This is a genomic window from Geothrix oryzae, from assembly GCF_030295385.1.
In the GTDB taxonomy this organism is placed as follows: Bacteria; Acidobacteriota; Holophagae; order Holophagales; family Holophagaceae; genus Geothrix; species Geothrix oryzae.
The window spans coordinates 2,315,518-2,338,026 of record NZ_AP027079.1 but is presented as its reverse complement, the minus strand read 5'-3'; the positions used below and the strand labels follow the sequence as shown (position 1 = coordinate 2,338,026).

The 22,509-nt window shown below is 69.6% G+C and carries 21 protein-coding genes; 10 read left to right on the top strand and 11 right to left on the bottom strand.

All coding sequences use genetic code 11. The annotated features are described in order from the left end of the window. Window positions 1-6: 6 nt before the first annotated feature. The 8 genes from QUD34_RS10785 to QUD34_RS10750 all read right to left on the bottom strand — a co-directional run bounded on the left by QUD34_RS10785 (window position 7) and on the right by QUD34_RS10750 (window position 9,023). Window positions 7-852, bottom strand: a complete 846-nt coding sequence (locus QUD34_RS10785) for a transporter (RefSeq protein WP_286353708.1) — start codon at window positions 850-852, stop codon at window positions 7-9. Window positions 853-915: 63 nt separating this feature from the next. Then, window positions 916-1,485 carry a hypothetical protein gene (locus tag QUD34_RS10780; RefSeq protein WP_286353707.1) on the bottom strand — a complete coding sequence of 190 codons (570 nt, stop codon included), beginning with the start codon at window positions 1,483-1,485 and terminating at the stop codon, window positions 916-918. A gap of 8 nt (window positions 1,486-1,493) precedes the next feature. Then, window positions 1,494-1,937 (bottom strand): hypothetical protein, encoded by a 444-nt coding sequence (locus QUD34_RS10775; RefSeq protein ID WP_286353706.1) that lies wholly within the window; start codon window positions 1,935-1,937, stop codon window positions 1,494-1,496. Further along, the gene (locus tag QUD34_RS10770) at window positions 1,937-3,040 is read right to left on the bottom strand and encodes a putative porin (RefSeq protein ID WP_286353705.1); all 1,104 of its coding nucleotides are present in this window, start codon (window positions 3,038-3,040) and stop codon (window positions 1,937-1,939) included. Before QUD34_RS10770 ends, QUD34_RS10775 begins: the two co-directional genes overlap by 1 nt. A gap of 117 nt (window positions 3,041-3,157) precedes the next feature. Then, window positions 3,158-6,235 (bottom strand): efflux RND transporter permease subunit, encoded by a 3,078-nt coding sequence (locus QUD34_RS10765; protein ID WP_286353704.1) that lies wholly within the window; start codon window positions 6,233-6,235, stop codon window positions 3,158-3,160. Then, window positions 6,228-7,355 carry an efflux RND transporter periplasmic adaptor subunit gene (locus QUD34_RS10760; RefSeq protein WP_286353703.1) on the bottom strand — a complete coding sequence of 376 codons (1,128 nt, stop codon included), beginning with the start codon at window positions 7,353-7,355 and terminating at the stop codon, window positions 6,228-6,230. The genes QUD34_RS10765 and QUD34_RS10760 overlap by 8 nt, the downstream gene beginning before the upstream one ends. Next, window positions 7,352-8,545 (bottom strand): TolC family protein, encoded by a 1,194-nt coding sequence (locus tag QUD34_RS10755; protein ID WP_286353702.1) that lies wholly within the window; start codon window positions 8,543-8,545, stop codon window positions 7,352-7,354. Before QUD34_RS10755 ends, QUD34_RS10760 begins: the two co-directional genes overlap by 4 nt. A gap of 118 nt (window positions 8,546-8,663) precedes the next feature. Next, window positions 8,664-9,023 carry a hypothetical protein gene (locus QUD34_RS10750; protein ID WP_286353701.1) on the bottom strand — a complete coding sequence of 120 codons (360 nt, stop codon included), beginning with the start codon at window positions 9,021-9,023 and terminating at the stop codon, window positions 8,664-8,666. A gap of 169 nt (window positions 9,024-9,192) precedes the next feature. Between QUD34_RS10750 and QUD34_RS10745 the strand changes: the two genes are divergently transcribed. The 3 genes from QUD34_RS10745 to QUD34_RS10735 are packed head-to-tail and all read left to right on the top strand — an operon-like array spanning window position 9,193 to window position 13,830. Further along, a complete protein-coding gene (locus QUD34_RS10745) occupies window positions 9,193-11,274 on the top strand; it encodes a S46 family peptidase (RefSeq protein WP_286353700.1) in 2,082 nt (693 codons plus the stop codon). Window positions 11,275-11,330: 56 nt separating this feature from the next. Next, window positions 11,331-13,403, top strand: a complete 2,073-nt coding sequence (locus tag QUD34_RS10740) for a S46 family peptidase (RefSeq protein ID WP_286353699.1) — start codon at window positions 11,331-11,333, stop codon at window positions 13,401-13,403. A gap of 4 nt (window positions 13,404-13,407) precedes the next feature. Then, window positions 13,408-13,830 (top strand): nucleoside 2-deoxyribosyltransferase, encoded by a 423-nt coding sequence (locus QUD34_RS10735; protein WP_286353698.1) that lies wholly within the window; start codon window positions 13,408-13,410, stop codon window positions 13,828-13,830. Between the two features lie 12 nt (window positions 13,831-13,842). Here the strand turns inward: QUD34_RS10735 and QUD34_RS10730 are convergent, their stop codons facing one another. Further along, window positions 13,843-14,484: a MarC family protein gene (locus QUD34_RS10730; RefSeq protein WP_286353697.1), complete on the bottom strand. Its 642-nt coding sequence runs from the start codon at window positions 14,482-14,484 to the stop codon at window positions 13,843-13,845. A 116-nt stretch (window positions 14,485-14,600) separates the two neighbouring features. Between QUD34_RS10730 and QUD34_RS10725 the strand changes: the two genes are divergently transcribed. The 4 genes from QUD34_RS10725 (at window position 14,601) to QUD34_RS10710 (ending at window position 17,130) form a co-directional block, all read left to right on the top strand. Further along, window positions 14,601-15,692, top strand: a complete 1,092-nt coding sequence (locus QUD34_RS10725; RefSeq protein WP_286353696.1) for an aldo/keto reductase — start codon at window positions 14,601-14,603, stop codon at window positions 15,690-15,692. A 152-nt stretch (window positions 15,693-15,844) separates the two neighbouring features. Next, window positions 15,845-16,132: a hypothetical protein gene (locus QUD34_RS10720; RefSeq protein WP_286353695.1), complete on the top strand. Its 288-nt coding sequence runs from the start codon at window positions 15,845-15,847 to the stop codon at window positions 16,130-16,132. A gap of 140 nt (window positions 16,133-16,272) precedes the next feature. Then, a complete protein-coding gene (locus QUD34_RS10715) occupies window positions 16,273-16,614 on the top strand; it encodes a putative signal transducing protein (RefSeq protein ID WP_286353694.1) in 342 nt (113 codons plus the stop codon). A gap of 96 nt (window positions 16,615-16,710) precedes the next feature. Beyond that, window positions 16,711-17,130 carry a hypothetical protein gene (locus tag QUD34_RS10710; protein ID WP_286353693.1) on the top strand — a complete coding sequence of 140 codons (420 nt, stop codon included), beginning with the start codon at window positions 16,711-16,713 and terminating at the stop codon, window positions 17,128-17,130. 42 nt (window positions 17,131-17,172) lie between these two features. Here QUD34_RS10710 and QUD34_RS10705 read toward each other — a convergent pair whose 3' ends face one another. Both QUD34_RS10705 and QUD34_RS10700 read right to left on the bottom strand, forming a co-directional pair. Beyond that, window positions 17,173-18,003 (bottom strand): nitrilase-related carbon-nitrogen hydrolase, encoded by an 831-nt coding sequence (locus QUD34_RS10705; RefSeq protein ID WP_286353692.1) that lies wholly within the window; start codon window positions 18,001-18,003, stop codon window positions 17,173-17,175. A 20-nt stretch (window positions 18,004-18,023) separates the two neighbouring features. Then, window positions 18,024-19,103 carry an NAD(P)/FAD-dependent oxidoreductase gene (locus QUD34_RS10700; protein ID WP_286353691.1) on the bottom strand — a complete coding sequence of 360 codons (1,080 nt, stop codon included), beginning with the start codon at window positions 19,101-19,103 and terminating at the stop codon, window positions 18,024-18,026. 138 nt (window positions 19,104-19,241) lie between these two features. Between QUD34_RS10700 and QUD34_RS10695 the strand changes: the two genes are divergently transcribed. From QUD34_RS10695 to QUD34_RS10685, 3 genes are all read left to right on the top strand, one after another. Then, the gene (locus QUD34_RS10695; RefSeq protein WP_286353690.1) at window positions 19,242-19,649 is read left to right on the top strand and encodes a hypothetical protein; all 408 of its coding nucleotides are present in this window, start codon (window positions 19,242-19,244) and stop codon (window positions 19,647-19,649) included. Window positions 19,650-19,718: 69 nt separating this feature from the next. Beyond that, window positions 19,719-21,119 carry a TolC family protein gene (locus QUD34_RS10690; protein ID WP_286353689.1) on the top strand — a complete coding sequence of 467 codons (1,401 nt, stop codon included), beginning with the start codon at window positions 19,719-19,721 and terminating at the stop codon, window positions 21,117-21,119. 10 nt (window positions 21,120-21,129) lie between these two features. Next, window positions 21,130-22,506, top strand: coding sequence for an efflux RND transporter periplasmic adaptor subunit (locus QUD34_RS10685; protein ID WP_286353688.1), 1,377 nt, complete (start codon window positions 21,130-21,132; stop codon window positions 22,504-22,506). Window positions 22,507-22,509 lie beyond the last annotated feature (3 nt).

Below are 22,509 nucleotides of genomic sequence, written 5' to 3'. Positions count from 1 at the left end.
GCCGGGTCATTTCCCTCTGGTGAAGGGGTGCTCGAAGCTCAAGTAGAGGAAGATGGCCTTCTCGCCGCGACTGGCGCCCACGCCGATGGGCACCGCGATGCCCGGCACGACCTGGAGGCCGCTGGGGAAGGTGTAGGCCCAGCGGATGCCGGGGGAGATGAAGGCGCTCTGGGTGGGCTGGCGGACCCCCGGGCCCGCCACCACCTCGCCGCTGGTGTAGGCGAACTCCAGGAGCAGGTTGACATCCTGCCGGGCCAGCCAGACGAAGCTCTGGCCGATGTTCGTGGTGCCGATGTCGGCCTGGTGGCCGAGCAGGTCCTTGGCGTGGGGCGTGTAGGTGTAGCCCAGGTTCATGTGGGTCACGAACTGATCGCCGAGCACCACGCTGAGGGGCAGATTGACCTGAAGGCCGGGATTCCCGTTGCCGCGCCCCTGGTTGTGGTTGCCCGTGGGCAGCAGGACGGAAAGACGCGGGGCAAAGGCCACCACCGACGAGCCATCCCCCAGCGCCTGATAGCGGTAGTTCAGGGCGAGGTCGCCCATGCCGCGGCGGCCGCCGTCGGGCGACGAGGCCAGCCGCTGCAGCGGGGCCGTGAGGCTCAGCTGATGGCGCTGGCCGCCCCAGGGCCACTCCTCCGTGAAGGTGTAGACCCAATCTCCGCTGCGCTGGAGCCGGGAGAAGGTCTGGATGTGCTGGATGACGCCCGCCTCCTGGTTGTAGGCCTCCTCCAGGAGGAAGGAATTGTCCTGGATGGGGGTGGGGCGGGAGGGCTCCTGAGCGCCGAGGGCGTGGCCCAAGAAGGCGCCGAGCAGCAGGACGAGGGCGAGGGGGGAGGAGGATGATCGTTTCATGATTTTGATATTGAGTATCAAAATCGAACAAAACAATACCTTAAGGTCATGAAGTGATCGGGATCACTCGGGGCTGCCGGAATCGCCAAGAGACCACCGCGAAAGCGTTGCGTCCAGATCGGCGAGATCCCGGGCGGCCGAGGGAAGATCGCCCGCAGCCACCGATTGCCGGGCCTGGTCGAGGCCGGTCCGCAGGGTCGCCAGATCGGACCGGAGGATCTCCAGGGCGCGGCCCGTGGCCTCGGACAGGACACCCAGCTGGTCGTCGGGCCGGATGCGGGCATGGGGCGCGAGCTGCCGTTCGGCCAGGCCTTCCATGACCAGGCGGAATCGATAGAGGGGGCCCGCGATGCGGTGGCTCAGAATCACCACGAAGGCCGTCACCAGGGTGGTGGAGAGCGCCAGGCTGAAGCCCGCGAGGATGAGGACCAGGGGCAGGAGCATCTGATCGAGGGAACGGTAGGCGGCGTGGGCCGAAGCCAGGCCCGCCTGGAGTTCGCTGTCCATGAAGACATAGAGTCCGAAGGCGAAGGCCCCGGTGAGCACCACCTGGAGCAGGACGAAGGCCCCGGCCAGACGGAGCTGGAACCGGGTGTCGATGAGGATGATGCGGCGCTGTCGGCCCTGGCTCATGGCAGACCTCAATGGCAGGCGCGGCAGAGCTGCCCGCGATCGTTGCGAGTGACGAGGAAGTAGGTTTTCTGGCGGGGTTCCCGGCGGAACAACCGGCCGAAGAGGCTTTCGGCCTTCCACCGGACGCGGTCGTAGCGGGCCTGGGCCAGGGTATGGCAGGTGAAACAGGCGGTGCGGTGGCCGGCGGTGAGCGGCAGCTTCGCATTCAGGGACTTGCGGAGCAGGCTGTCCACCGCGTGGTGCTTGGCCATGTCCGCGGCCAGGTGGCAGGTGTGGCAGTAGGCGGTACAGGGCTGCTCGCGGTGGGAGGTCCACCGGGCGGCGGCGTCCTCGGGATGGCAGGGCGCGCAGGTGGCCGGGTCCTTCAGCGCCATCCGCCCCGGCATGTCGTCCGGCGCCTGGGCGAAGATGGCCACGCTCCAGAGGAGGGCGGACAGCCGGAGGCCACGCATCAGAACACCACCACCAGCTGGGCCAGCCAGACATTGGGGCTGAAGGCAGGGGTGTCCCGGGTGGCCGTGGTGGCCTCGAGGAAGTGCTGCCACTCGGCCTTCAGCTGGAAGATGCCGGCGAGGGTGAGGGAAAGTCCCGCGGCGGCGCGCACATCGTGGTCGCTACCGGGCTGGCCATCCGCCGGCAGCTGGCCCATGCGCTCGTAGCGCAGGAACAGGGTGGTGGGCGCGGGCAGGTCCGCGAAGACGAATTCCTGCGTCAGGTGCCAGCCCCGGCGGGTGATCCGTTCGCTGCCCCCATCGGGCTCCTGGCGCCGGAGGAGATATTCGCCCCGCAGATACCAGGGCCCCACCCGGCCTTCCGCATCCGCCGCCCAGGCCATCTCCCGCTTCCTCCGGTCGGCGCCGGTGTCATAGAGGCAGGAGACCCCGAACTCGAGGGACTTGGGATCCCGCACGGCCCGGAGGGAGAAGGGGTTCCCGAAGGGCGTGAAACCCAGGCGGCCGCCCGCCAGCCGGCCATCGCCGAAGCCGCGCAGGATGAAGGCGTTGAAGTTGGCCGTGCCGTCGTTGCCGAGGACGCGCAGACCGATGTCGTTGTAGCCGCCATCCATGATGCCGTCCGTGGTCAGCGGACGCGAGATGGACACGCTGTCCTTGCTGGCGAAGAACTGCCAGTCGTTGCCGAAGGGCACATCGAAGCGCCCGGCCTGGATGTGGAAGCCCCTCTCCACCCAGAGTCGGCCGCGGGGCGCGATGGTGCCGCCGAAGGGATGGAAGTCCAGGAAGGCCACCGGGAGCTTGGTGGCCTCGCGGGTGGTGACCACGGCGGCAGCCGCGTCCACCCTCTCGTGGAACTCTCCGGCGAAGTCCAGTTCGAAGGCGCCCGCCTCCAGCCTGCGCCGCCCCTGGTCGTCGGGGGCCGCGAGCGCATCCCCGAAGGCTGAGAGCTTGAGGCCGGACAGGCGTTCGGCGAGGCGGTCCCGGCCGGCATCCAGGGATTCCCGCCAGGTCGGGGGCCTGGCGGGTTCGACGGGCAGGCTCGGGGTCGCCTGGGCTTCCGCGGCCGAGGCGGCGACCGAGATCGCTACGCAGACGAGCATGTGCCAAGGGCGCCGGGAGGGCATAGGTGACCTCTATGTCCATCTCGGCGCCCTCGTCTTGCGGCTTTATTTTTCAAAGGCAAGTTGATGCAAGAGTGTGCCTTGGACACCCCTTGCCTAGTTCCGGGCGGCCTCCAGTCCCCGGCGCTTGCCCATCCACTCGTAGAAGCCGGGAAGGACCAGCAGCGTGAACAGGGTGGAGGTCACGAGGCCCCCCACCATCACGATGGCGAGCGGCCGCTCCAGTTCGCTGCCCCCGAAGCCCAGCAGCATGGGCAGCAGGCCGAGGATGGCCGCCCCGGCGGTCATGAGCTTGGGCCGCACGCGGCCCAGGCTGGCCTCCAGCACCGACTGGCGCAGGGAGAGCCCCGAGGCGTACAGATCCTTGGTCTGGGTGATCAGCACCAGGCTGTTCTGCACGGCCACGCCGAAGAGGCCGATCATGCCGACGATGGAGCTGACATTCCAGGTCTCTCCCGCCAGCCAGAGGCTGAAGAGCCCTCCGGCAAAGGCGTTGGGCAGGGTGGCCAGCACGACGGTCACCTCCCACCAGCGGCCGAGGGCCACATACAGGAGGCCCACCACGATGCCCAGCGCCACGACGACGGCGATGAGCAGACGGCGCTGGGTTTCCCGGGCCTCCTCGATGCGCCCGCCCAGCTTCACCACCGTGCCCTTGGGCAGCGGATGGGAAGCCAGCAGGGCGTCCACGCGCTTGGCCGCGCCGCCCAGGTCGCCTTCGGTTCGCAGGTTCAGGGCGAGTCGACGCTGGCTGGATTCGCGACGGATCATGCTCGGCGTGGTGGATTCCGTGAAGGTCACCACCTGGCCCAGCTCCAGCACGCGCCCATCGTCCAGTACCAGGGGCAGGCGCTGGAGCCGCTCCGGCGTGACATCTCCGTGGATCTGGAACCTCACCACGCGGCCGATGCGCTGGGGGCCGTCGTAGCGGGGCGCGGCCTCCAGGCCCTGGAGAGCGGCCTGCAGGGTCTGGAGCAGCAGGGGCCGCGGCACGCCGAGGTGGCGCAGATCGCGGTCATCGATCTTCACCTGCCATTTGGGCAGGGGGCCGCCGGTATCGGGGGCCACGGATTTCACCCCGGGCAGCTCCGCCAGTTTCTTGCGCAGGTCCGGCACCGCGGCCTCCAGGGCCGCCATGTCCGGGTTGAAGAGCTTCACCTGCAGATCGGCGGGAGTGCCGCCAAGGCCTTCGGAGATCTTCATGTTCATGGGCGTGGTGAGTTCCACGGGATAAGGCATCTCCTCGGCCAGGGCGCCGAGGGCGGCCTCGACCTTCTTCGGATCCGCGCCGGACTGGAGCAGCACCAGGATGTCGCTGGAGTAGTGCGGCATGGGGTCCTCCGTGACATCGCCGCGACCCGTGCGCCGGTAGTAGTCCTTCACGCCGGGCACCTGACGGATGCGCCGGCCCAGCATCTGGTTGCCCTGGTCCACGGCCTCCAGGCTGGTTTCCGCTGGGAAGTTCGGCGTGAGGATGAAGGCGCCCTCATCGAGGCTCGGCAGGAAGTTGCTGCCGAGACCCAGGGCCAGCACGATGCTCGCGGCGGTCAAGGTGCCCGCCACGGCCAGCAGCTTGGCGCCGTGGCTCAGGGCCCAGGTCAGCGCCGGCCGGTAGACCTCCTTCAGCCGCGTGACGAAGCGCGGCTCCTCCAGCACCGTGCCCGGCGGCAGGAAGCGCTCCACCAGCGTGGGCACCAGCGTGAAGCTGAGGATGAGGCTGAGGGTCATGGCGGAACCCACGGCCACGGCGAGCGGGGCGTAGAGCTTTCCGGCCACGCCGCCGATGGCCAGCAGCGGGATGAACACCGCCAGGATCACCAGCACGGCGATGAGGATGGGGATCCCCACCTCCGAGGCCGCCACCACCAGCGTGGCCCGGCGGCTGGCCGGATTGTCGGCATGAGCCTGGTGCAGCCGGTGGGTGAGGTTCTCGACCATGATGACCCCCGCGTCCACCAGCAGACCCACGGAGATGGCGAGCCCGCCGAGGGTGAGGGCGTTCAAGCCGAGGCCCATCCACATGAGGGGCAGGGCCGCGCCGAGGGTCGCGAGGGGCAGGAGGATGATCACCACCAGGGCGCCCCGGAAGTTGCCCAGCAGCACCACGAGCACCAGGCCCACGAAGCCGCCGCCCAGCATCAGCGCCAGGGTGACGCCGCTGAGGGCATGGCGCACGAACTCGCCCTGGTCATAGAACATCTCCAGCTTCATGCCTTCGGGCAGGCCCTTGCGCAACTCCGGCAGGGCCTCGCGCACGGATTGCGCCGTGCTCAGGGCCTCAGCCGTGGGTTGCTTGACCACGCGCAGGGACACGGCCTCGACGCCGCGGTAGGTGGAGAGTCCCCGGCGGAAGGCGGCGCCCACCTGGATGTCGGCCACTTCACCCAGGTACACGGTGCCGCGCTGGGTCTGGATGGGCAGCCTCCGGAGCTCGTCGGGGCTGGGCGCGGCGCTGCCCAGGGTGACGAACCAGCCCTTGTCCTGCAGCTCCAGGATGCCGGCCCCGCCGTCCTGGTCACTGCCCTCGAGGGCCTCCATGGCCTTGCCCAGCGGCACGCCCTGCAGCCGCATGCGGTCGGGCCGCAATAGCACCTGGATCTGCTTCGCTTCGCCGCCCAGGGCCTCCACGCGCGCGACTCCGGGAACGGCCTGGAGCCGCGGGACGATCCCCTTCACGGCGTGGTCGCGCAGGGCCATGGGCCCCACGCCGGGGCCCGTGAGCACCAGCTCCTGGATCTCCTGCAGGCGGCCCGCCGCGCTGGTCACCAGCGGCGGCAGGGTGCCGGGCGGGAAACCACCCATGAGCGAGGAGATGCGCTCGCCCACCAGCTGCCGGGACCGCCAGGGATCCGTGTCGCCCTCAAAGGCGATGACCACCTGCACCAGGCCCGCCTGCACGGTGCTGACCACCCGCCGCACGCCGGGCAGGCCGCCCACGGCCTGTTCCACGGGCTGGGCCACGGTGAGCTCCAGCTCCGCCGCGGCGCGCCCTGGGCTCTGGATGAGCAGCTGGAGTGAGGGCAGGGAGAGATCGGGGATGAGGTCGCGCTTGAGGTTGAAGAAGGTGAGGATGCCCGTGCAGGCCAGCAGCAGCGTGGCGCCGTAGACCAGGCCCTGCTTGGGCAGCAGCCAGGCGAACCAGCGGGTGAGAAGGGTGTGGGGATTCTTACTCATCGCCGCCCCCAGACTTGGTGCGCATCAGCTTGGACTTGAGCAGATAGGCCCCGTCGGTGAAGACCTTGGCGCCGGTGGGAAGGGCATCGAGAACCAGGGTCTCCCGGCCCGCATCGGGCCCGCGCTTCACCGGGCGGAAGCGGGCCAGGTCGCCCTCCTGGAGGAACACGCCCCAGACGCCTTCCACCTGCTGGAGGGCCAAGGACGGGAGCAGCACACCCTGACCCAACGGCACCTGGATTTCCAGGGGCGTCCCGGGCAGCGGCAGGGGAGCGCCGGAGAGGCGCAGGCGGTAGGTCAGGCGGTGGGTCATGTCGCCCATGCTGGAAGGCAGGCCCACCACTTCGCCCTGCCAGGTCCGATGGTCATCGCGGATGACCGCGCGGCTGCCCAGCTTCCAAGCTCCGGGGGCCGGGGGCGGCAATTCCACCACCGCCAGCGAGGCCGAAGCTGACTGGAAGGTCCCGAGTTCTTCGTTGGCAGACACCCCCTGGCCCAGCTGGGCTTTCCAGGCTGATACGGTACCGGCGCTGGGAGCGCGCAGGACGAAGGTGCCGTCCGCCCGTTCGGGGGTGACGCCCCGGGCCTGCAAGGCGATGCGGGCGGATTCCGCCTCGGCGCTGGCGCTGGCGTGTTCGGCTTCCGCGTTGTCCAGATCGCGTCGCGCACCGGCCTGGGCGGCGGCGAGGCGCTGCTCCCGGGCCAGCTCAGCCTGGGCTCGACGCAGCCGGGCCTGGGCGATGAGCCACTTGGATTTCAATTCGGCCAGTTCCGGGCTGCGCAGGGTCACCAGGGGCGCCCCCTTGGCCACGGGACGCCCCGGCGCGGCCGGAGCCGAGGCCACGATGCCGCTCACCGGGGCGGTGAGGACGGCCCGGGCGGACTCATCTCCGGTGGCTTCCGCGGGAAACCACGCCTGCAGCACGGACGGGGCCGGGACCTCCGCCACGCGCAGTCCTTCCTGGATGCTTTTCAACGGCACGGCGTCGGTCTCCGGCGCCTGGGACTGGGGCGGGGTTCCCTCGGCAGGTGCCTTGGGCTTGCAGGCCTGGAGACCCAGGAGGACACCCGCCGTGAGCAGGACGGGCAAGAGGCGGGTGGTCGGATGGAAGGCGGTCATCGGGCATCTCCAAGGGTCAGCAGGTCGAGTTCGGCGGCGAGGGCATGGCCATCCCGCAGGCGCTGCAGCGAGGCGCTGTCGGCCTCCAGCAGCTGGCGCCGCAGCAGCAGGGCATCCGAGGGGCGCTCCTTGCCTTCCTGGAGCCGCAGATCCACGGCCCGGAGGGCGGCGTCGAAGCCTTGGGGCGGCAGGATCCCGCCGAAAGCGCGGAGGCGGAGCAGGGCGGTCTGGAAGCGGGATTCCAGCTGGAAGGCGGCAGCTTCGGCCTCCCGGGCGAGGGCTCCGCGGCCCGCGGAGGTCTCCCGCTTCTGGGCACTGAGTTCGCCGGGGCGGGGCAGGCGGAAGGCCACGCCCACGCGCGTGATGCGCTCCTCGCCCTCGGACGCGTGGCTGCCCCGCAGGCTCCAGCGGGAGCCCTTGAGGGCTTGCTGCAGGTCGAAGGCGGAGCGATCCGCCGCGGTCCGGTCCGCCTGGGCGCGTCGCACCAGGCTGTGCTGGAAGGCCTCGCTCAAGCCTTCAGGGGCAGGCAGGGCCGGGATGCCGGGATCGGCCAGGGGCAAGGGCTCCGCCGGCAGGTCGGCGAGGACCCTCAGGGCGCCCCAGGCTTCGCTGGCCCGGCGCTGGGCTTCGCCCAGCTCGGCGCGGAGTCGCAGCAGGTCGCCACGCACCAGGTCGGCCTGGTAGGCGGGATCCGACCCCGAATCCACCCGGGCCTGGGCCACCCGCACCCAGGTCTCCGTGAGGTTCAGCTGCGACCGGCGGAGGCGCAGCTGGGCCTCCGCGAGCCAGGCGTCGAGGTAGGCCAGCCGCAGCCGATGCCGGGCTTCGGCCCGGGCCAGGGCCGGGAGGGAGCCCTCGGCGCGGACGAGGGTGTCCCGGGCGCCGGCGCGAAGGGTCGGGGCCAACAGCAGGGGGGCGTCCACCTGGGCCACCTTGTCGGTGCTGGTGGTGCCGGGGCCGCTGCGGCGGCCGGTTTCGGCCGTGAGGGTGGGGCCCTCCCGCAGCAGACCCCCGGTGGCGGCCAGCTGTCGCTGCCGGGCCGCCAGGTCCGCCTCCAGGCGAAGCTGGGAGGGATCGGAGGTGGCTCGGGCCAGCAGGGTTTCCCAAGTCAGGGGAGGGGTGGATGCGGGCCCCTGGGTCTGCGCGGTCAGCGTGCAGGCCAGGGCCCCCGAAAGCAGGGCACGGATCATGGGTTCCTCGTCAGGCGTCGCGGAAGGCCACCGGACCAGGGCCCGGTGGGGTGGGATCGCGCCGGAAGGCCGACACCGCAGGAAGCGGTCGACCTCGCGGAAGGCGATCAGCGGAGCGTCAGGCGAGCATCCGGGGCGGAGCCTCGAGGGGCTGCAGGTGGGCGCCACGCGCCGGGCTGATCCGGGCCAGGGCGTAGGTGCGGGAGGAATTGGGCTCGGCCAGCCGGGGCTGGTCGGGCAGGGGCGGTACCGGGCAGCCGTGGTTGCAGAAGAAGTGGCAGCCGGCCACGCCGTCGCCGCTCTGGGCCTGGGCCAGGACGAAGGGATCCAGTTCCAGGACCACGGCCGCGCCGTTGGCGGGGATCGCCACTTCCGCGGCGGCAGTATGCGCGGCCGAATGAAGCAGATACACCAGGGCCAAGGCCAGCATCAGGCCGGCCGAGGCGCGCTTGAGGATCCGGTTCAGGGCGAGGGTCATTGAATGTCCAGGGCACAAGTATGACGGAATTAGGCCAGAGATGGCAGTGGAACTTACTGGACACACAGGGGTTGATAAATTGTAACTTGCCCGTGAGGTCGTCAAAGGCGGGGCGGGTGATACTTAGTGATACGATGGTGGCTCATTCCATCAGCACTTGGGAGATCCCATGAATCCGCGTTCCCTGGCCCTCACCCTCCTGGCCCTCACCCTGGCCGGTTCTTCCCTCCGGGCCGAAGAAGGCATGTGGACCTTCGACAACCTGCCGAGCAAGAAGATCTCGGAGAAGTACGGCTGGGCCCCGGACCAGGCCTGGCTGGACCATGTTCGCCTTTCGTCCCTGCGTTTTCCCGGCGGCTCCGGCTCCTTCGTGAGCAAGGACGGCCTGGTGCTCACCAACCACCATGTGGGCCGCGGCTGGATCCAGCGCGTGAGCAGCAAGGAGGCCGACTATGTGAAGAACGGCTTCGCGGCCGCCTCCCGCGAGCAGGAGATCAAGGTGCCGGGCCTGGAGCTGATGACGCTCATGGCCATGGACAACATCACCGACCGGCTGGCCAAGACGGTGAAGGCGGGCACGCCCGAGAAGCAGGCCCTGAAGCTCCGCGAGACCGAGATCGAGAAGATCAAGAAGGAGATGCAGGAGAAGAGCGGCCTCACCTGCGAGCATGTGACGCTCTACCAGGGCGGCGAGCACTGGATCTACAGCTACAAGAAGCACACGGATGTCCGTCTGGTCTTCGCGCCCGAGCAGCAGATCGCCTTCTTCGGCGGCGATCCCGACAACTTCACCTTCCCCCGCCACAACCTCGACTTCTCCATCTTCCGCGTCTACGAGAACGGCAAGCCCTACGCCCCCTCCCACTTCCTGAAGTGGACCGAAAAGGGCCTCAAGGCGGGCGACCTCACCTTCGTGACGGGCCACCCGGGCCGCACCAACCGCCAGGACACCCTGGCCCAGATGCTCTACTCCCGCGACTTCGCCATCCCCATGCGCCTCAAGGCCATGGAGCGCCGCAAGGCCGCCATGGTGGAGTACGCCAAGACCTCGCCTGAAGCTGCGCGGCAGGTCAACACCCAGATCTTCGGCATCGAGAACAGCATCAAGGCCACCACGGGCTACTGGTCCGGCCTGAAGGACAAGGAGGCCATGGCCCGCATCGAGGCCGCCGAGAAGGACCTGCGCGCCAAGGTGGCCAAGGACGCCAAGCTCACCGCCGACGCGGGCCAGAGCTGGGCCAAGATCGAGCAGGCCACCAAGATCGCCAAGGGGCTGGCCAAGGAGACCCTGAATGTCGGCACGGCGAATTCCACCCTGCTGGCCCAGGCCCTGACCCTGGTGCGCATCGCCGACGAGGAGGCCCTGCCCAGCGAGAAGCGCCTGCCCGAGTACAGCGACGCCAACCTGAAGACCGCCAAGGCCCGCCTCGGCGTTCCCGCGCCCTTCTACAAGGAGCAGGAGATCTTCATGTTCACCAAGGGACTGGAGGACGCCGCCAAAGAACTGGGCGCCCAGCATCCCTATGTGAAGGCCATGCTGGGCGGCAAGGCCGCCGCCGAGGTGGCCAAGGCTGCGGTGGAGGGCTCCAAGCTCAGCGATCCCGAGGCCCGCAAGGCCCTGCTGGCCGGCGGCAAGAAGGCCATCGCCGAGAGCCAGGATCCGATGATCGCCCTGGCGAAGAAGCTGGATCCCATGACCCGGAGCCTGCGCAAGAAGGCGGAGGAGCAGGTCCAGAGCGTGATCACCGAGCACGGCACCCGCCTCGCCAAGGCCCGCTTCGCCGCCTACGGCAAGAACACCTACCCCGACGCGACCTTCACCCTGCGTCTCTCCTACGGCGCGGTGGCGGAGTACAAGGGCAACGGCACGCTGATCCAGCCCTTCACCACCTTCGGCGGCCTCTTCGACCGCTACGATGGCTGGGGCGGCAATGCGGCCAAGGCGCACGAAGGCGCCTGGACCCTGCCCCAGCGCTGGGTGGACAAGCGCGGCGAGCTGAACCCCTCGCTGCCCTTCAACTTCGCCCACAAGGTCGACATCATCGGCGGCAACTCCGGTTCCCCCGTGATCGACAAGAAGGGCGAGCTGGTCGGCCTCATCTTCGACGGCAACATCGAGAGCCTGCCCGGCAACTACTTCTACGACGAGGCCGTAAACCGCGGCGTGTCTGTGGATGCCCGCGCCATCGTCCACGCCCTGGACAAGGTCTACGGCGCCACGGGCCTCGTGGCCGAGCTCACCGGCAAGTAACCTGATGATCTGAAGGCCAGGGGGCCCCGCCCGGGGCCCCCTTTTTCGGAGTCTCCATGCGCCTCTCCGCCCTCGTCCTGCTCCTTGCCACCCTGCCCGCCCTGCGCGCGGACGAAGGCATGTGGACCTTCGACAACATCCCGACCCAGAAGATCAAGGCGAAGTACGGCGTGGACCTGGACGCCGCCTGGCTGAAGAACCTGCAGCTGGCGACGGTGCGCTTCCCCGGGGGCACAGGCGCCTTCGTGAGCAAGGACGGTCTGGTGGTGACGAACCACCATGTGGGCCGGGGCGCCATCGCCCAGGTGTCGAACGCGAAGGCCGACCTGGTGAAGGACGGCTTCACCGCCGCCCGCCGGGCCGACGAGATCAAGGTGCCGGGCCTCGAGCTGATGATGCTGGTCTCCATGAGGGATGTGACGGCCCGGGTGAACGGCGCCGTGAAACCCGGCATGGCGGACAAGGATGCCCTCACGGCCCGGCGGAACGCCCTGGGCGAGATCCGCAAGACCGAGGAAGCGAAGACCGGCTTCACCTGCGAGCCCGTCACCCTCTACCAGGGCGGCGAGTACTGGATCTACCGCTACAAGAAGTTCAGCGATGTGCGTCTCGTCGCCGCGCCCGAGCTGCAGGTGGCGGCCTTCGGCGGGGATCCGGACAACTACACCTACCCCCGCCACAACCTCGATTTCGCCCTCTTCCGCGTCTACGAGGACGGGCGGCCCTACCGGCCCGAGGCCATCCTGCCCTTCAGCGCGAAGGGCACCGCCATGGGCGAGCTGACCTTCATCTCGGGCCACCCCGGCACCACCTTCCGCCAGCAGACCCACGCCCAGATGATCTACGCGCGGGACACGGGCATCCCCTTCCAGCTCCGGACCCTGGAGCGCCAGAAGAAGGCCCTGCAGGCCTTCTCGGCCACTTCGCCCGAGGCGCACCGCCTCGCCGCCGAAGCGATCTACGGCATCGAGAATGGCTACAAGCGTCTCAGCGGCCAGCTGCTGGGCCTCGCCAAGGCCGAGAACCTCCGCAAGGTGGAAGACGCCGAGGCCTCCCTGAAGGCGGCTGTGGCGAAGGACGCCGAGCTGCAGGCCCGTGCGGGCGGCAGTTGGGATCGCGTCGCCCAGGCCGTGGACCGCCAGAAAGCCCTGCTCAAGGAGGTCGCCTACATCGACGCCCGCCGGGTGGCCCTGCTGGGCCACGCGCTCACGCTGGTGCGGCTGGCCGACGAGGAAGCCAAGCCCTCGGCCCAGCGCCTCAACGAGTTCACCGAGGGCAACCTCAAGGCCACCAAGGCGCGGCTCCTGTCGCCGCGCCCCGTGCAGAAGCCCATCGACGCGACCCTGCTGGCCGCGGGCCTCCAGGAGGCCGCGCGGGAACTCGGTGCGGAGCACCCCTTCGTGAAGGCGATGCTGGGCGGCCAGACCCCGGAGGCCGTGGCCAAGGCCGCGGTGGAAGGTACGAAGCTGGAGGATCCCGCCGTGCGGAAGCAGCTCGCGGAAGGCGGCAAGGCCGCGCTCGAGGCCAGCACCGACCCCATGATCCTGCTGGCGAAGCGGCTGGATCCCTTCAACCGCGCCGTCCGCAAGCAGATGGAGGACGAGGTCACCAGCGTGTTCACCGAGCACGGCGGGCGCATCGCCGAGGCCCGGTTCAAGGTCTTCGGGAAGACGCTCTACCCGGATGCCACCTTCACCCTGCGGCTGGGCTACGGGCCCGTGGCCACCTACGCCAACGGGACCGGCACCAAGGCCCAGCCCTTCACCACCTATATGGGCATGTATGACCGGCATCTGGGCTGGGGCGGCAACGCCGCGGCCGCCGAGGAGGGTGCCTGGACCCTGCCGCCGCGCTGGCTCAAGCGGCAGTCGAAGCTGGACCTCGCGACCCCCTTCAACTTCATCTACGCCTGCGACACCGTGGGCGGCAACAGCGGCAGCCCCGTGGTGAACGCCAAGGGCGAGTTCGTCGGCATCAACTTCGACAGCGTGTTCGAAGGGCAGGGCGGCTACTACATCTACGACGCCGACACCAAGCGCGCCGTGGCCACCGATGCCCGCGCCATCCTCGAGGCCCTGAAGAAGATCATGGATGCGGGGCATCTCGTCCAAGAGCTGACCGGGAAGTAGCGCCGTGGACCTCTACTTCTCCTGTTCCCTGACCGGCGGTCGCCGGGACCAGCCCGCCTACGCGGCGCTGGTGGCGCACCTGCAGGCCCTGGGCCACTGCGTGCTGACGGCGCACCTCGCGTCGGAGTCGGTGGCCGCCGCGGACGGGGGACTGGCGCCCGAGGCCGTCTTCGAGCGGGACACCGCCTGGCTGCGCGGCTGTGACGCGGTCATCGCGGAGGTCAGCACGCCCTCCCATGGCGTGGGCTTCGAGATCGCCTACGCCCTGGAGCGCGGCAAGCCGGTGCTCTGCCTGGCCCGGGAGGGCGTCCGCGTCAGCAAGATGCTCACGGGGATCCGCCGTTCGGGCTTCAGCTTCCAGCCCTACGCGACGCTGGAGGAGGCCCTGACCCGGGTGGGCGGCTTCCTGGCCGAGCCCGGGCGCTGAGGCCCGCGGGAGCTATAGGCCGCGGATCAGCTCGCTCAGGCCGCTCCAGACGATCTGGACTCCGATGGCCAGCAGGACGAAGGCCGACAGCTGGGACAGGGTCGCCTCGCCGGTAGGCCCCAGCTTGCGGATGGCCTTGGTGCCGTAGCGGTAGAACAGGAAGACCGTGAGGGCCGCCAGCGCGATGCCGCAGCTGGTGGCGAGGAAGCTGGCCAGGGTCTTCGGATGCCATGAGGGGCCCCGCGGCACCAGGCTGAGGGTCACGGCGATGGCGCCCGGCCCGGCGGTCAGGGGCATGGTGAGAGGGAAGAAGGCCTTGTCGAGCAGGTAGGTCTTCAGCTGCTCCTTGTCGGATTCGCTCAGCTTGGGATCCCGGTTGAGCATGCGCCAGGCGCTGTGGAAGAGCAGCAGTCCGCCCGCGATGGCGATGACGGGGATGGAGATGCCCAGGAGCTTGAGCGTCCAGCCCCCGATGATGAGCAGCGAAGAGAGGAAGGCCCAGGTGTAGAAGCCGATGAGCGCCGCCAGGTGGTTGCGCTGGGCCTCCTTCACGCCGCCGGTCAGCTGCAGGAAGACCGGGGCCATGGCCGGCGGGTTCAGGATGGGGAAGAGCGCCAGGAAGGCGAACAGCATGGTGTTCAGGAAGACGGCCACGGCGGGGTCCCTTCGGGCGGATGCCTGTGCCGATCCTATCCGTTCTCCGGTCGATGGGGATCCCACGGTCCGGTATTGGGGCGATAATGGCGGATCGCTTCCATCAGGAGGACGCCATGAGCGGCGCCGGTACCACCCGTCGGGACCTCTTCAAGCTCGGGGCCGCCACCGCGGCCGGTCTGGTCGCCACGCGGCTCGGGGCGATGGATACCCTGGATGCCCTCGGCGCCGTGGAGCCCGTGGCCCTGAAGCCCTCCCCCAAGGCGCCCTTCAATGCCGCCACGGCCATGGCCATGCCGACCCGCAACCTCGGGCGCACGGGACACCATGTGGGCCTCTTCAGCCTGGGTGGTCAAGCGGCCATCGAGAAGCCGAACAACGAGCAGGTGGCCGTGCCCCTCATCGAACGGGCCCTGGACCTGGGCGTGAACTACCTGGACACCTCGGCCCGCTACGGCGGCGAGGCCCGCTGGAGCGAGCAGTATTTCGGACAGGTGATGAAGCGGCGGCGCCGGGAGGCCTTCCTCGCCACCAAGACCCACGACCGCACCGCGGACGGCTCCCTGCGCATTCTGGAGACCTCGCTGAAGCTCCTGCAGACGGACCATGTGGACCTCTGGCAGCTGCACGCCATGAGCACCCTGGACGATGTGGATCGCGTCTGCGCCAAGGGCGGGGCGCTGGAGGCCTTCCAGAAAGCCCGGGACCAGAAGCTGGTGCGCTTCCTGGGCCTCAGCGGTCACACGGATCCCGAAGTGCTGGCAGAGGCCATCCGGCGCTTCCCCTTCGACTGCGTGCTCATGGCCTTCAACGCCGCCGACACCTGGCACCTGCCCTTCAAGAAGACGCTGCTGCCCTTGGCCGTGGAAAAGGAGATGGGCATCATCGGCATGAAGATCCCGGCCCGTGGGCGCATCCTCGAAGGTGTCCAGCCGCCGCCCCCCGCCCAGCAGCGGGGCACCGCCAAGCACGACCGGCCCGGCACCCTCACCATGAAGGAGGCCATGCGCTACACCCTCAGCCACCCCGTGAGCACCGTCATCATCGGCGTGGACAACATCGCCCAGCTCGAAGAGAACATCCGCATCGCGCGGGACTTCCTGCCCCTGAACGCCACGCAGCTGGAATCGTTGGAGCAGAAGGTGAAGCCTGTCTACGGGCAGGCGTCGTGGTACAAGCGGGATGCACCGGCGAACCCTGGAAAATGAAAAAAGGAACCACCGATGAACACCGATCAAAGCTGATGAACACCGATCGGGATGAAGGGTGAATCGGCCTGGTCGTTCTGAGCAGGAATCCGAAGCAAACAAGCCATGGGCTTTCGTCAATGAGGTCGCCTCATTTTAAGTTGGGACTCCCGATGACCAACCCCTACCAAATTGATCCTGAGGCGATGAAAGGGAAGAGCACTCTGGCCCAAGAGGAGAAGTTGGTCACCCTTCAAGACGACTCAACTCAACCGCCGCCCACGATTGGCACCCCCTCATGGATGAGCATTCTTGGTGGCCCGGCGTTGGGCCAGCCAAGTAGCCGCCACACGACCTTCCAGCACGACGAAGCTCCGTTTCTCTTCTCCGGTCGTTTCTGGCTCATGGTCGGGTTCGTCGGCTTCGTTCTTTGCATCATCAAGGCCGCTCTGTTCCGATGATCGCCCGAACCCTCCGCTCAAGTCGGATTACAACTGCACGGCCTTCCGCTCTTGCAGGATTCGCTTCCTGAGTTTCCTTCAGCACTTGGTTGCAGGCAGGGCCGGTTGGCACCACCATGAGGCCGCACCTGGAGTCCGCCATGCTGAAGGTATTCACGGCACAACATCAGGCTGAGGCACACCTCGTGGAAGACCTCCTTCGGTCGAACGGCATCCAGGCGCATGTGGTGGGGGATGTGCTGCTGAATACGGTTCCGGGATCGCTGGTCATCCCGGGCACTTCCCCCGAGGTGTGGATCTTGAACTCGGATCAAGCCGAGGCGGCCTTTGACCTGATTCGCGACTTTTCGTCCGGTGAGCCCCTTCCCGAAGAAGCAGGCCCCTCCTGGACCTGCCCGAAGTGCCACGAAATCCTGGAATCCCAGTTCTCCGAGTGCTGGAACTGCGGAACCTCAAGACCTGGCGACCCATCGGTGGTCTGACCTTTCCTAATCGGGAGGCCGGCCGCAGGGCCTTCGTTCGTTCTCAACCCGCTCGAAGGATTCCGGGTCCAAGGTCACAACCAAACGGGGGCAACGATGAGGCTGGTAGTTGTGGCGGCGCTGATGGCGAGTCTGGGGGCGTGCCGAACGGTCGAGACGACACCGCTCGCCTCGTTTCAAGCCTCCTGCTCGGCCGAGATCCAGAATGAGACGAGGGCCCTCGTCCTCAAGGCCCACAACGCCTCCCATGCCGGGTGTCCGGCGCAGCCCGAGTCGCTGCATCTCGTCGGCTACCGCACCATCCTGGCGAAGAACGACTCGGAGGATTATGTCTCGACCTCGGTCGTGCGCTGGGAGGTGGACGGCTGCGGAGAGCCCTTCATCTACGAAACCCGAATGCAGAGGATCCGCAGGCATCCAGATCCCTCCGAAAAGAACTACGGCATTTCGCTCGAACCCATCTACGAGCGCCCCGGAGCCAGCGGGGCTCGGACAGGTTCCGGCCGAGGCGCCTGATCGCTCCGTCCGGGCCCGGGCGTCGCCCTCCAGGCTTTCGGATCAATTCTTATCTGTGCTCATCGGTGTTCCCTCTTTCCGCGCCAGCGCCGAATAAACTTCCGGCCGCCGGTCCCTGAGTGCCGGGAAGCGCTCGCGCCAGGCCCTCAGGGCCGAGAGGTCGATGTCGCCCACCACCAGCCCCTCGGTGGCATCCCCCTGGGCGACGACTTCGCCGTAGGCATCGTGGATCGCGGACGCGCCGGGGTAGTCGAGGCCCAGGGCATCGCGCCCCACGCGGTTGGCGCCGCAGAGGGCCATCTGATTCTCGAGGGCGCGGGCGGCCAGCAGCGTGGACCAGGCGGCGATGCGCCGCGCGGGCCAGTTGGCGGGCACGAACACCACTTCGGCGCCCCGGGCCGCCAGGGTGCGGAAGGGCTCGGGGAAGCGCAGGTCGTAGCAGATCTGCAGACCGCAGGGGATGCCGTCGATCTCGAACAGGGGGCAGTCCCCGCCGCCGGTGTAGTGCTGGTGCTCCTCACCGTAGGAGAAGGGGTGGATCTTGCGGTAGGCGGCCTCCAGGGAACCGTCTGGCGCGGTGACGAAGGCGGCGTTGTGCGGGTGGGGCGCGTGGGCCTCCACGGCGGAGCCCACCAGGTAGAGGCCGAATTCGCGGGACAGTGCTGCCACGGCCTCCGTGGTGGGGCCGGGCAGGGGCTCGGCGTAGGGTTCGGGCGCCATGGTGAAGCCGAGGGTGAACAGCTCCGGGAATACCGCCACCCGCGCCCCCGCCCGGGCCGCCGCTTCCGCGAAGCCCCGCGCCCGGGCCAGGTTCGCCGCCGGGTCCTGCCAGACCGTGTCCTGCTGGATGAGGGCGACGCGGAGCGTGGTCATGGGGAGATTCTAGAGGCTTCTCAGCCCTTGAACCTGGCTGGATCGAGCGGCCCGGCGGTGGCCTTGCGCAGGAAGCAGTCGGCGGCGAGCTGGCCCACGGCCAAGCCGCTGGTCATGCCGTGGCCGCCCAGGCCCGCCGACCAGAACAGGCGGGGGTTCCAGGGATCCCAGCCCAGGACGAACCGGCGGTCCGGCGCGAAGGTGCGCAGGCCCGTCCAGTAGCGCGTGACGGGGCGCTCCGCCAGGTCCGGCGCCAGCTCCCGCAGGCTGGTGAAGAGACCCTCGAGCACGGCGGGATCCACCTCCGGCTGCCGCCCGCGGGGCGGGAGGGGCACGGCGACCTCCTCGCAGGGGCACATGAGCAGGCCGCCGCTTTCGGGGCGCAGGTAGAAGGGGCGGTCCACCCACCAGGCCCAGGGATCCCGCTGAGGATGGGGCGCGCCGCTCCACACCAGGGAGCGGCGCAGGGGCGTGAAGGCGATCTGGGAGCCCGCCTGGCGGCCCAGGTCCCCGGCCCAGGCCCCGGCTGCGATGGCGAGCGTCTTCGCGCGCAGGGGCCCTCGGTCCGTGTCCAGGTCGAAGCCGGCCTCCGCATGCGGTTGGGTGGGGCGCAGGCCCCGCAGGGCGCAGCCGAACCGCAGGTCGGCGCCGCCGGCCCGGGCGCCCTCGGCGCAGGCGCGCACCAGACCGGCGATGTCGATGACCCCGTCGCCGGGAATGGCCAGGTGCTCGGTGGCCTTCAGGCCCGGCAGGGGGATGCCCTCGCCGCGGTGGACTTCCACGCCGTGGCGGGCCGCCTCGGCCTCGAAGGCGTCGAGGGGGCCGCGTTCCACGCTGACGAGCAGGCCGCCCCCCGCGGTCATCAGGCCCGCCTCGGCCAGACGCCGCCGCCCCTCCACCGCCAGGGCCGTGTGCTCGTCGCGGCCCGTCAGGGAGCGGGCCACGGCGGCGTTGTGGCCGCTGGCGTAGGTGCCGGCCTGGTCCTCGCGCTCCAGCAGGACGATTCCCCGCTGGCCGGCGCGGGCGAGGTGGAAGGCGAGGCTGAGCCCCGCGATGCCGCCGCCGATGATCGCAACCTCTGCCGTGTCAACCGTGCCCATGCCTCCATCCTAGCGCCGCTGCCTGCGGGAGCCGCGTCCGGGGCCGGGCCGGCCCCCGTCCCCTGTGACCTTGGTCAAGGATTCCGTGTTGCCACATGGGTGGAAGGCCTATGATGGGAAGCATCCGGAGGTTTCTCCGTGCGGTTGATCCTGCGCGCCATCCTGACCGTCGTGCTGCTCCTGGGCAGCGGGGCCGGGATCTGGGCGCCGGTGCAGGCGCACGAGTCGCATGAGTCCTGCTGCTGCGGCGCTCCGACCGGCTCCCAGCCTGGCCTCGGGGCCGGCATGCAGGACAGCTGCCCCTGCCCGAAGCCCGAAGGCAACCGGGGGCCCGCCCCGTCCGCCTGCACGGAGCGCGCGGCCGCCGTCGCCGCCCCGACCGTCCGTCGGGCCCAGGGCGAGCGCCGCACCGAGCCCCGCCCCGCCCCGGCCACCTGGGCCCAGGCGACTCCTTCCCCTGAACGCACCGACTCCTTCCCCACCGCGGAGGGCCGCGATCCCGATCTGGGTCGGCACCTCGCGAGACTGAACGCGCTCCGGATCTGATCCGGGACTGAGCGAAGCCCTGCCTGCTTGCGAGCAGGCCGCCGTCTCTTTCCCTTTTCGGAGTCCTCCATGCGCACGCTGCTGCGTCTGGCCCCGGCCCTGGTGCTCGCCGCATCGGGCCTGGCCCAGATCCCTCCTCCCACCCCTCCCTCCACGCCTTCGGCCGAGGCCGACCCCGTCCTGGCGGCCCTGCTGGCCGAGGCCCTCGGGAAACATCCCGACCTCGAGAGGGCCGATGCCGCCGTGCGCATGGACCGAGAGCGCATCCCGCAGGCGGGTGTGCTGCCGGATCCCTCGCTGTCGCTGGGTCTGCAGAACGACGGCTTCAAGGAACTCATGATCGGCAAGATGGAGACGAGCTACTACAGCGTCGCCTTCACGCAGCCCTTCCCCTGGCCGGGCAAGCGGGGCCTCCGCAAGGAGGCGGCCGCCCTGGGCGTGGATGTGTCCCAGGCCGCGCGCTCCCGCGTGCAGATGAGCCTGGAGGCCGATGTCCGGCGGGGCTACGCGGCCCTGCTCCTCGTCCGGGGGCAGCAGCAGCTGCTGGCGCAGCAGGCCGTCTTCCTCGAACAGTCCGAACGGCTGGCCCGCACCCGGTACGAGGTGGGGCAGGGCAACCAGGGCGATCTGCTGCGGGCCCAGCTGGAGCTCACGCGGCTGAAGCAGGCGGCCTGGTCCCTGGAGGCCGAGGAACGGTCCGTGCTCGCGGGCCTGAACCGCCTGCGCCAGCATGACCCGGCCGATCCCATCCCCACGACCGCGGCGCTGGCGGATCTGCCCGAACCCGCGCCCCTGGCCCCGGAGGAGGTCGAAGCCGCGAGTCCCGAGCTGGCCGGCGCCCGCGCCAGCGTGCGGCAGACCGAGAAGCTGGTGGACCTGGCGAAGCTGGACCGCCGTCCGGATTTCGCCGTGACGGCCGGCATCATGCCCCGCGGCAGCCTGGAGCCCATGTGGCAGGTGGGCGTGAGCATCTCACTGCCCATCTACGGCCGCCACAAGCAGCAGCGCGCCGTGGCCGAGCATGAGCACCACCGCCGGGGCCAGGGCGCCGAGGTGGAATCCGTCCGCACCCTGCTCCGTCAGCGCACGGAGGAGCGAAGCATCCAGATCCAGACCCTGCGCCGCACCCGGGATCTCTACCAGGCGGGCCTGCTGGTGCAGAGCGAGGCGACCTTCAAGGCCGTGCTGTCCCAGTACGAGGCCGGCCGCGCCTCCTTCCTCGGCGCCCTCGAGGCGCTGAACGGCTGGGTGGGCGACCAGGGCGCCTACCTGCAGACCCTGGCCCAGCTGCAGGCCCAGCACATCGCCCTGCGCGAGGCGGCCCTCGGCGCCACGGTCCCCATCAACGGCGGGTCGCTGGCGTCCGCCAGCCTCTCAGCCGGCGCCGCGGCCGCGCCCTCCGCCTCCCCATCCACCGCCAAGGCCCCGGGCAAGGCCCAGGACAGCGGCCCCGCCTCCATGAAGATGTAGGAGATTCCCCATGAGCCTTGATCAACCCACCTTCGATCCCCCCAGCTTGACCCCCGGCCCGGCTCCCAGCCGCGCCCCGCGCCTGCGCACCCTCGGCCTGGTGGCCCTGGGCCTGGTCGCCGGCGTCGGCGGCACGCTGCTCCTGCGTCCGGCCCCCAAGCACGACCACGAAGCCGCCAGCGCCCCCACCCCCAAGAAGCAGATGTTCCAGTGCCCCATGCACCCGCAGATCATCCAGGACCACGCGGGCACCTGCCCCATCTGCGGCATGGACCTCGTGCCCATGGATGGCCAGGGGACGACCGTCGCCGGCCTCGAGGACCATGCGGCCGTCACCATCGACCACGAACGCCAGCAGCTCATCGGCCTGCGCACCGAGAAGGTGGCCGAGGGGACGGTGAGCGGGGAACTCCGCGCCCTGGGCCGGGTGGCCGTCGACGAGACGCGCGTCCGCAAGGTCAATGTGAAGGTGGAGGGCTTCGTGGAGAAGCTCTTCGTGGACTTCGTCGGCAAGCCCGTCGCGAAGGGCCAGCCCCTCTTCAGCTTCTACAGCCCCGAGTTCGTCAGCGCCCAGCGGGAGTTCCTCCTGGCCCTCAAGACGCAGAAGGCCCTGTCGGGCGGGTCGCTGCAGGCCAGCGGCGGCGACCTGCTGGACTCCGCCCGGCGCCGCCTCACGCTCTGGGATGTGCCGCCCTCGGCCATCGACCATCTGGAGAAGACCGGCGAGGTCCTGAAGTCGCTCACGCTGCGCAGCCCCATCTCGGGCGTGGTGACGGTGAAGAGCGTGGTGGAGGGCGCCCGGCTCACCCCGGCGGACATCCCCTTCGAGATCACGGACCTCAGCCGGGTCTGGGTGCTGGTGGACATCTACGAGGCCGAACTGGGTCGCGTCAAGGTGGGCATGCCCGCCGAACTGACGGTCCAGGCCTCGCCCGGGAAGGTCATCAAGGGGCGCATCGCCTTCGTGGATCCGGTCATGGATCCCAAGACCCGCACCGCCAAGGCCCGCGTGGAATTCCCGAATCCCGCCGGCGAGCTGAAGCCCGAGATGTTCGGAGAAGTCGTGCTGAAGGGGCAGGGGCGCAAGGGCCTGATCGTCCCCCTGGATGCGGTGCTGGACGCCGGCACCATGAAGGTGGCCTTCGTGGCGCTGGGGAACGGCAAGTTCGAGCCCCGGGAAGTCACGACGGGCACCACCGTCGGCGAGAAGGTGGAGATCCGCTCGGGCCTGGAAGCCGGCGAGGAAGTCGTCGTCCGCGCCAACTTCCTGGTGGATTCCGAATCCCGCCTGAAGGCCGCCCTGGCCCACCTGAGCCAGAAGGGCGCCAGCACCGAGGGCGCCAAGGCCGCTCCTTCCCAGCCGGCGCCGTCCGGCCACCAGCATTGAGGG

Bases quoted from the DNA above. Each gene is read 5' to 3' on its own strand.
- QUD34_RS10740 (WP_286353699.1), top strand. From the start codon at position 11,331: ATGCGCCTCTCCGCCCTCGTCCTGCTCCTTGCCACCCTGCCCGCCCTG.
- QUD34_RS10725 (WP_286353696.1), top strand. From the start codon at position 14,601: ATGAGCGGCGCCGGTACCACCCGTCGGGACCTCTTCAAGCTCGGGGCC.
- QUD34_RS10765 (WP_286353704.1), bottom strand. From the start codon at position 6,235: ATGAGTAAGAATCCCCACACCCTTCTCACCCGCTGGTTCGCCTGGCTG.
- QUD34_RS10710 (WP_286353693.1), top strand. From the start codon at position 16,711: ATGAGGCTGGTAGTTGTGGCGGCGCTGATGGCGAGTCTGGGGGCGTGC.
- QUD34_RS10755 (WP_286353702.1), bottom strand. From the start codon at position 8,545: ATGATCCGTGCCCTGCTTTCGGGGGCCCTGGCCTGCACGCTGACCGCG.
- QUD34_RS10720 (WP_286353695.1), top strand. From the start codon at position 15,845: ATGACCAACCCCTACCAAATTGATCCTGAGGCGATGAAAGGGAAGAGC.
- QUD34_RS10750 (WP_286353701.1), bottom strand. From the start codon at position 9,023: ATGACCCTCGCCCTGAACCGGATCCTCAAGCGCGCCTCGGCCGGCCTG.
- QUD34_RS10690 (WP_286353689.1), top strand. From the start codon at position 19,719: ATGCGCACGCTGCTGCGTCTGGCCCCGGCCCTGGTGCTCGCCGCATCG.
- QUD34_RS10715 (WP_286353694.1), top strand. From the start codon at position 16,273: ATGCTGAAGGTATTCACGGCACAACATCAGGCTGAGGCACACCTCGTG.
- QUD34_RS10780 (WP_286353707.1), bottom strand. From the start codon at position 1,485: ATGAGCCAGGGCCGACAGCGCCGCATCATCCTCATCGACACCCGGTTC.
- QUD34_RS10700 (WP_286353691.1), bottom strand. From the start codon at position 19,103: ATGGGCACGGTTGACACGGCAGAGGTTGCGATCATCGGCGGCGGCATC.
- QUD34_RS10760 (WP_286353703.1), bottom strand. From the start codon at position 7,355: ATGACCGCCTTCCATCCGACCACCCGCCTCTTGCCCGTCCTGCTCACG.
- QUD34_RS10775 (WP_286353706.1), bottom strand. From the start codon at position 1,937: ATGCGTGGCCTCCGGCTGTCCGCCCTCCTCTGGAGCGTGGCCATCTTC.
- QUD34_RS10685 (WP_286353688.1), top strand. From the start codon at position 21,130: ATGAGCCTTGATCAACCCACCTTCGATCCCCCCAGCTTGACCCCCGGC.
- QUD34_RS10770 (WP_286353705.1), bottom strand. From the start codon at position 3,040: ATGCTCGTCTGCGTAGCGATCTCGGTCGCCGCCTCGGCCGCGGAAGCC.
- QUD34_RS10785 (WP_286353708.1), bottom strand. From the start codon at position 852: ATGAAACGATCATCCTCCTCCCCCCTCGCCCTCGTCCTGCTGCTCGGC.
- QUD34_RS10745 (WP_286353700.1), top strand. From the start codon at position 9,193: ATGAATCCGCGTTCCCTGGCCCTCACCCTCCTGGCCCTCACCCTGGCC.
- QUD34_RS10705 (WP_286353692.1), bottom strand. From the start codon at position 18,003: ATGACCACGCTCCGCGTCGCCCTCATCCAGCAGGACACGGTCTGGCAG.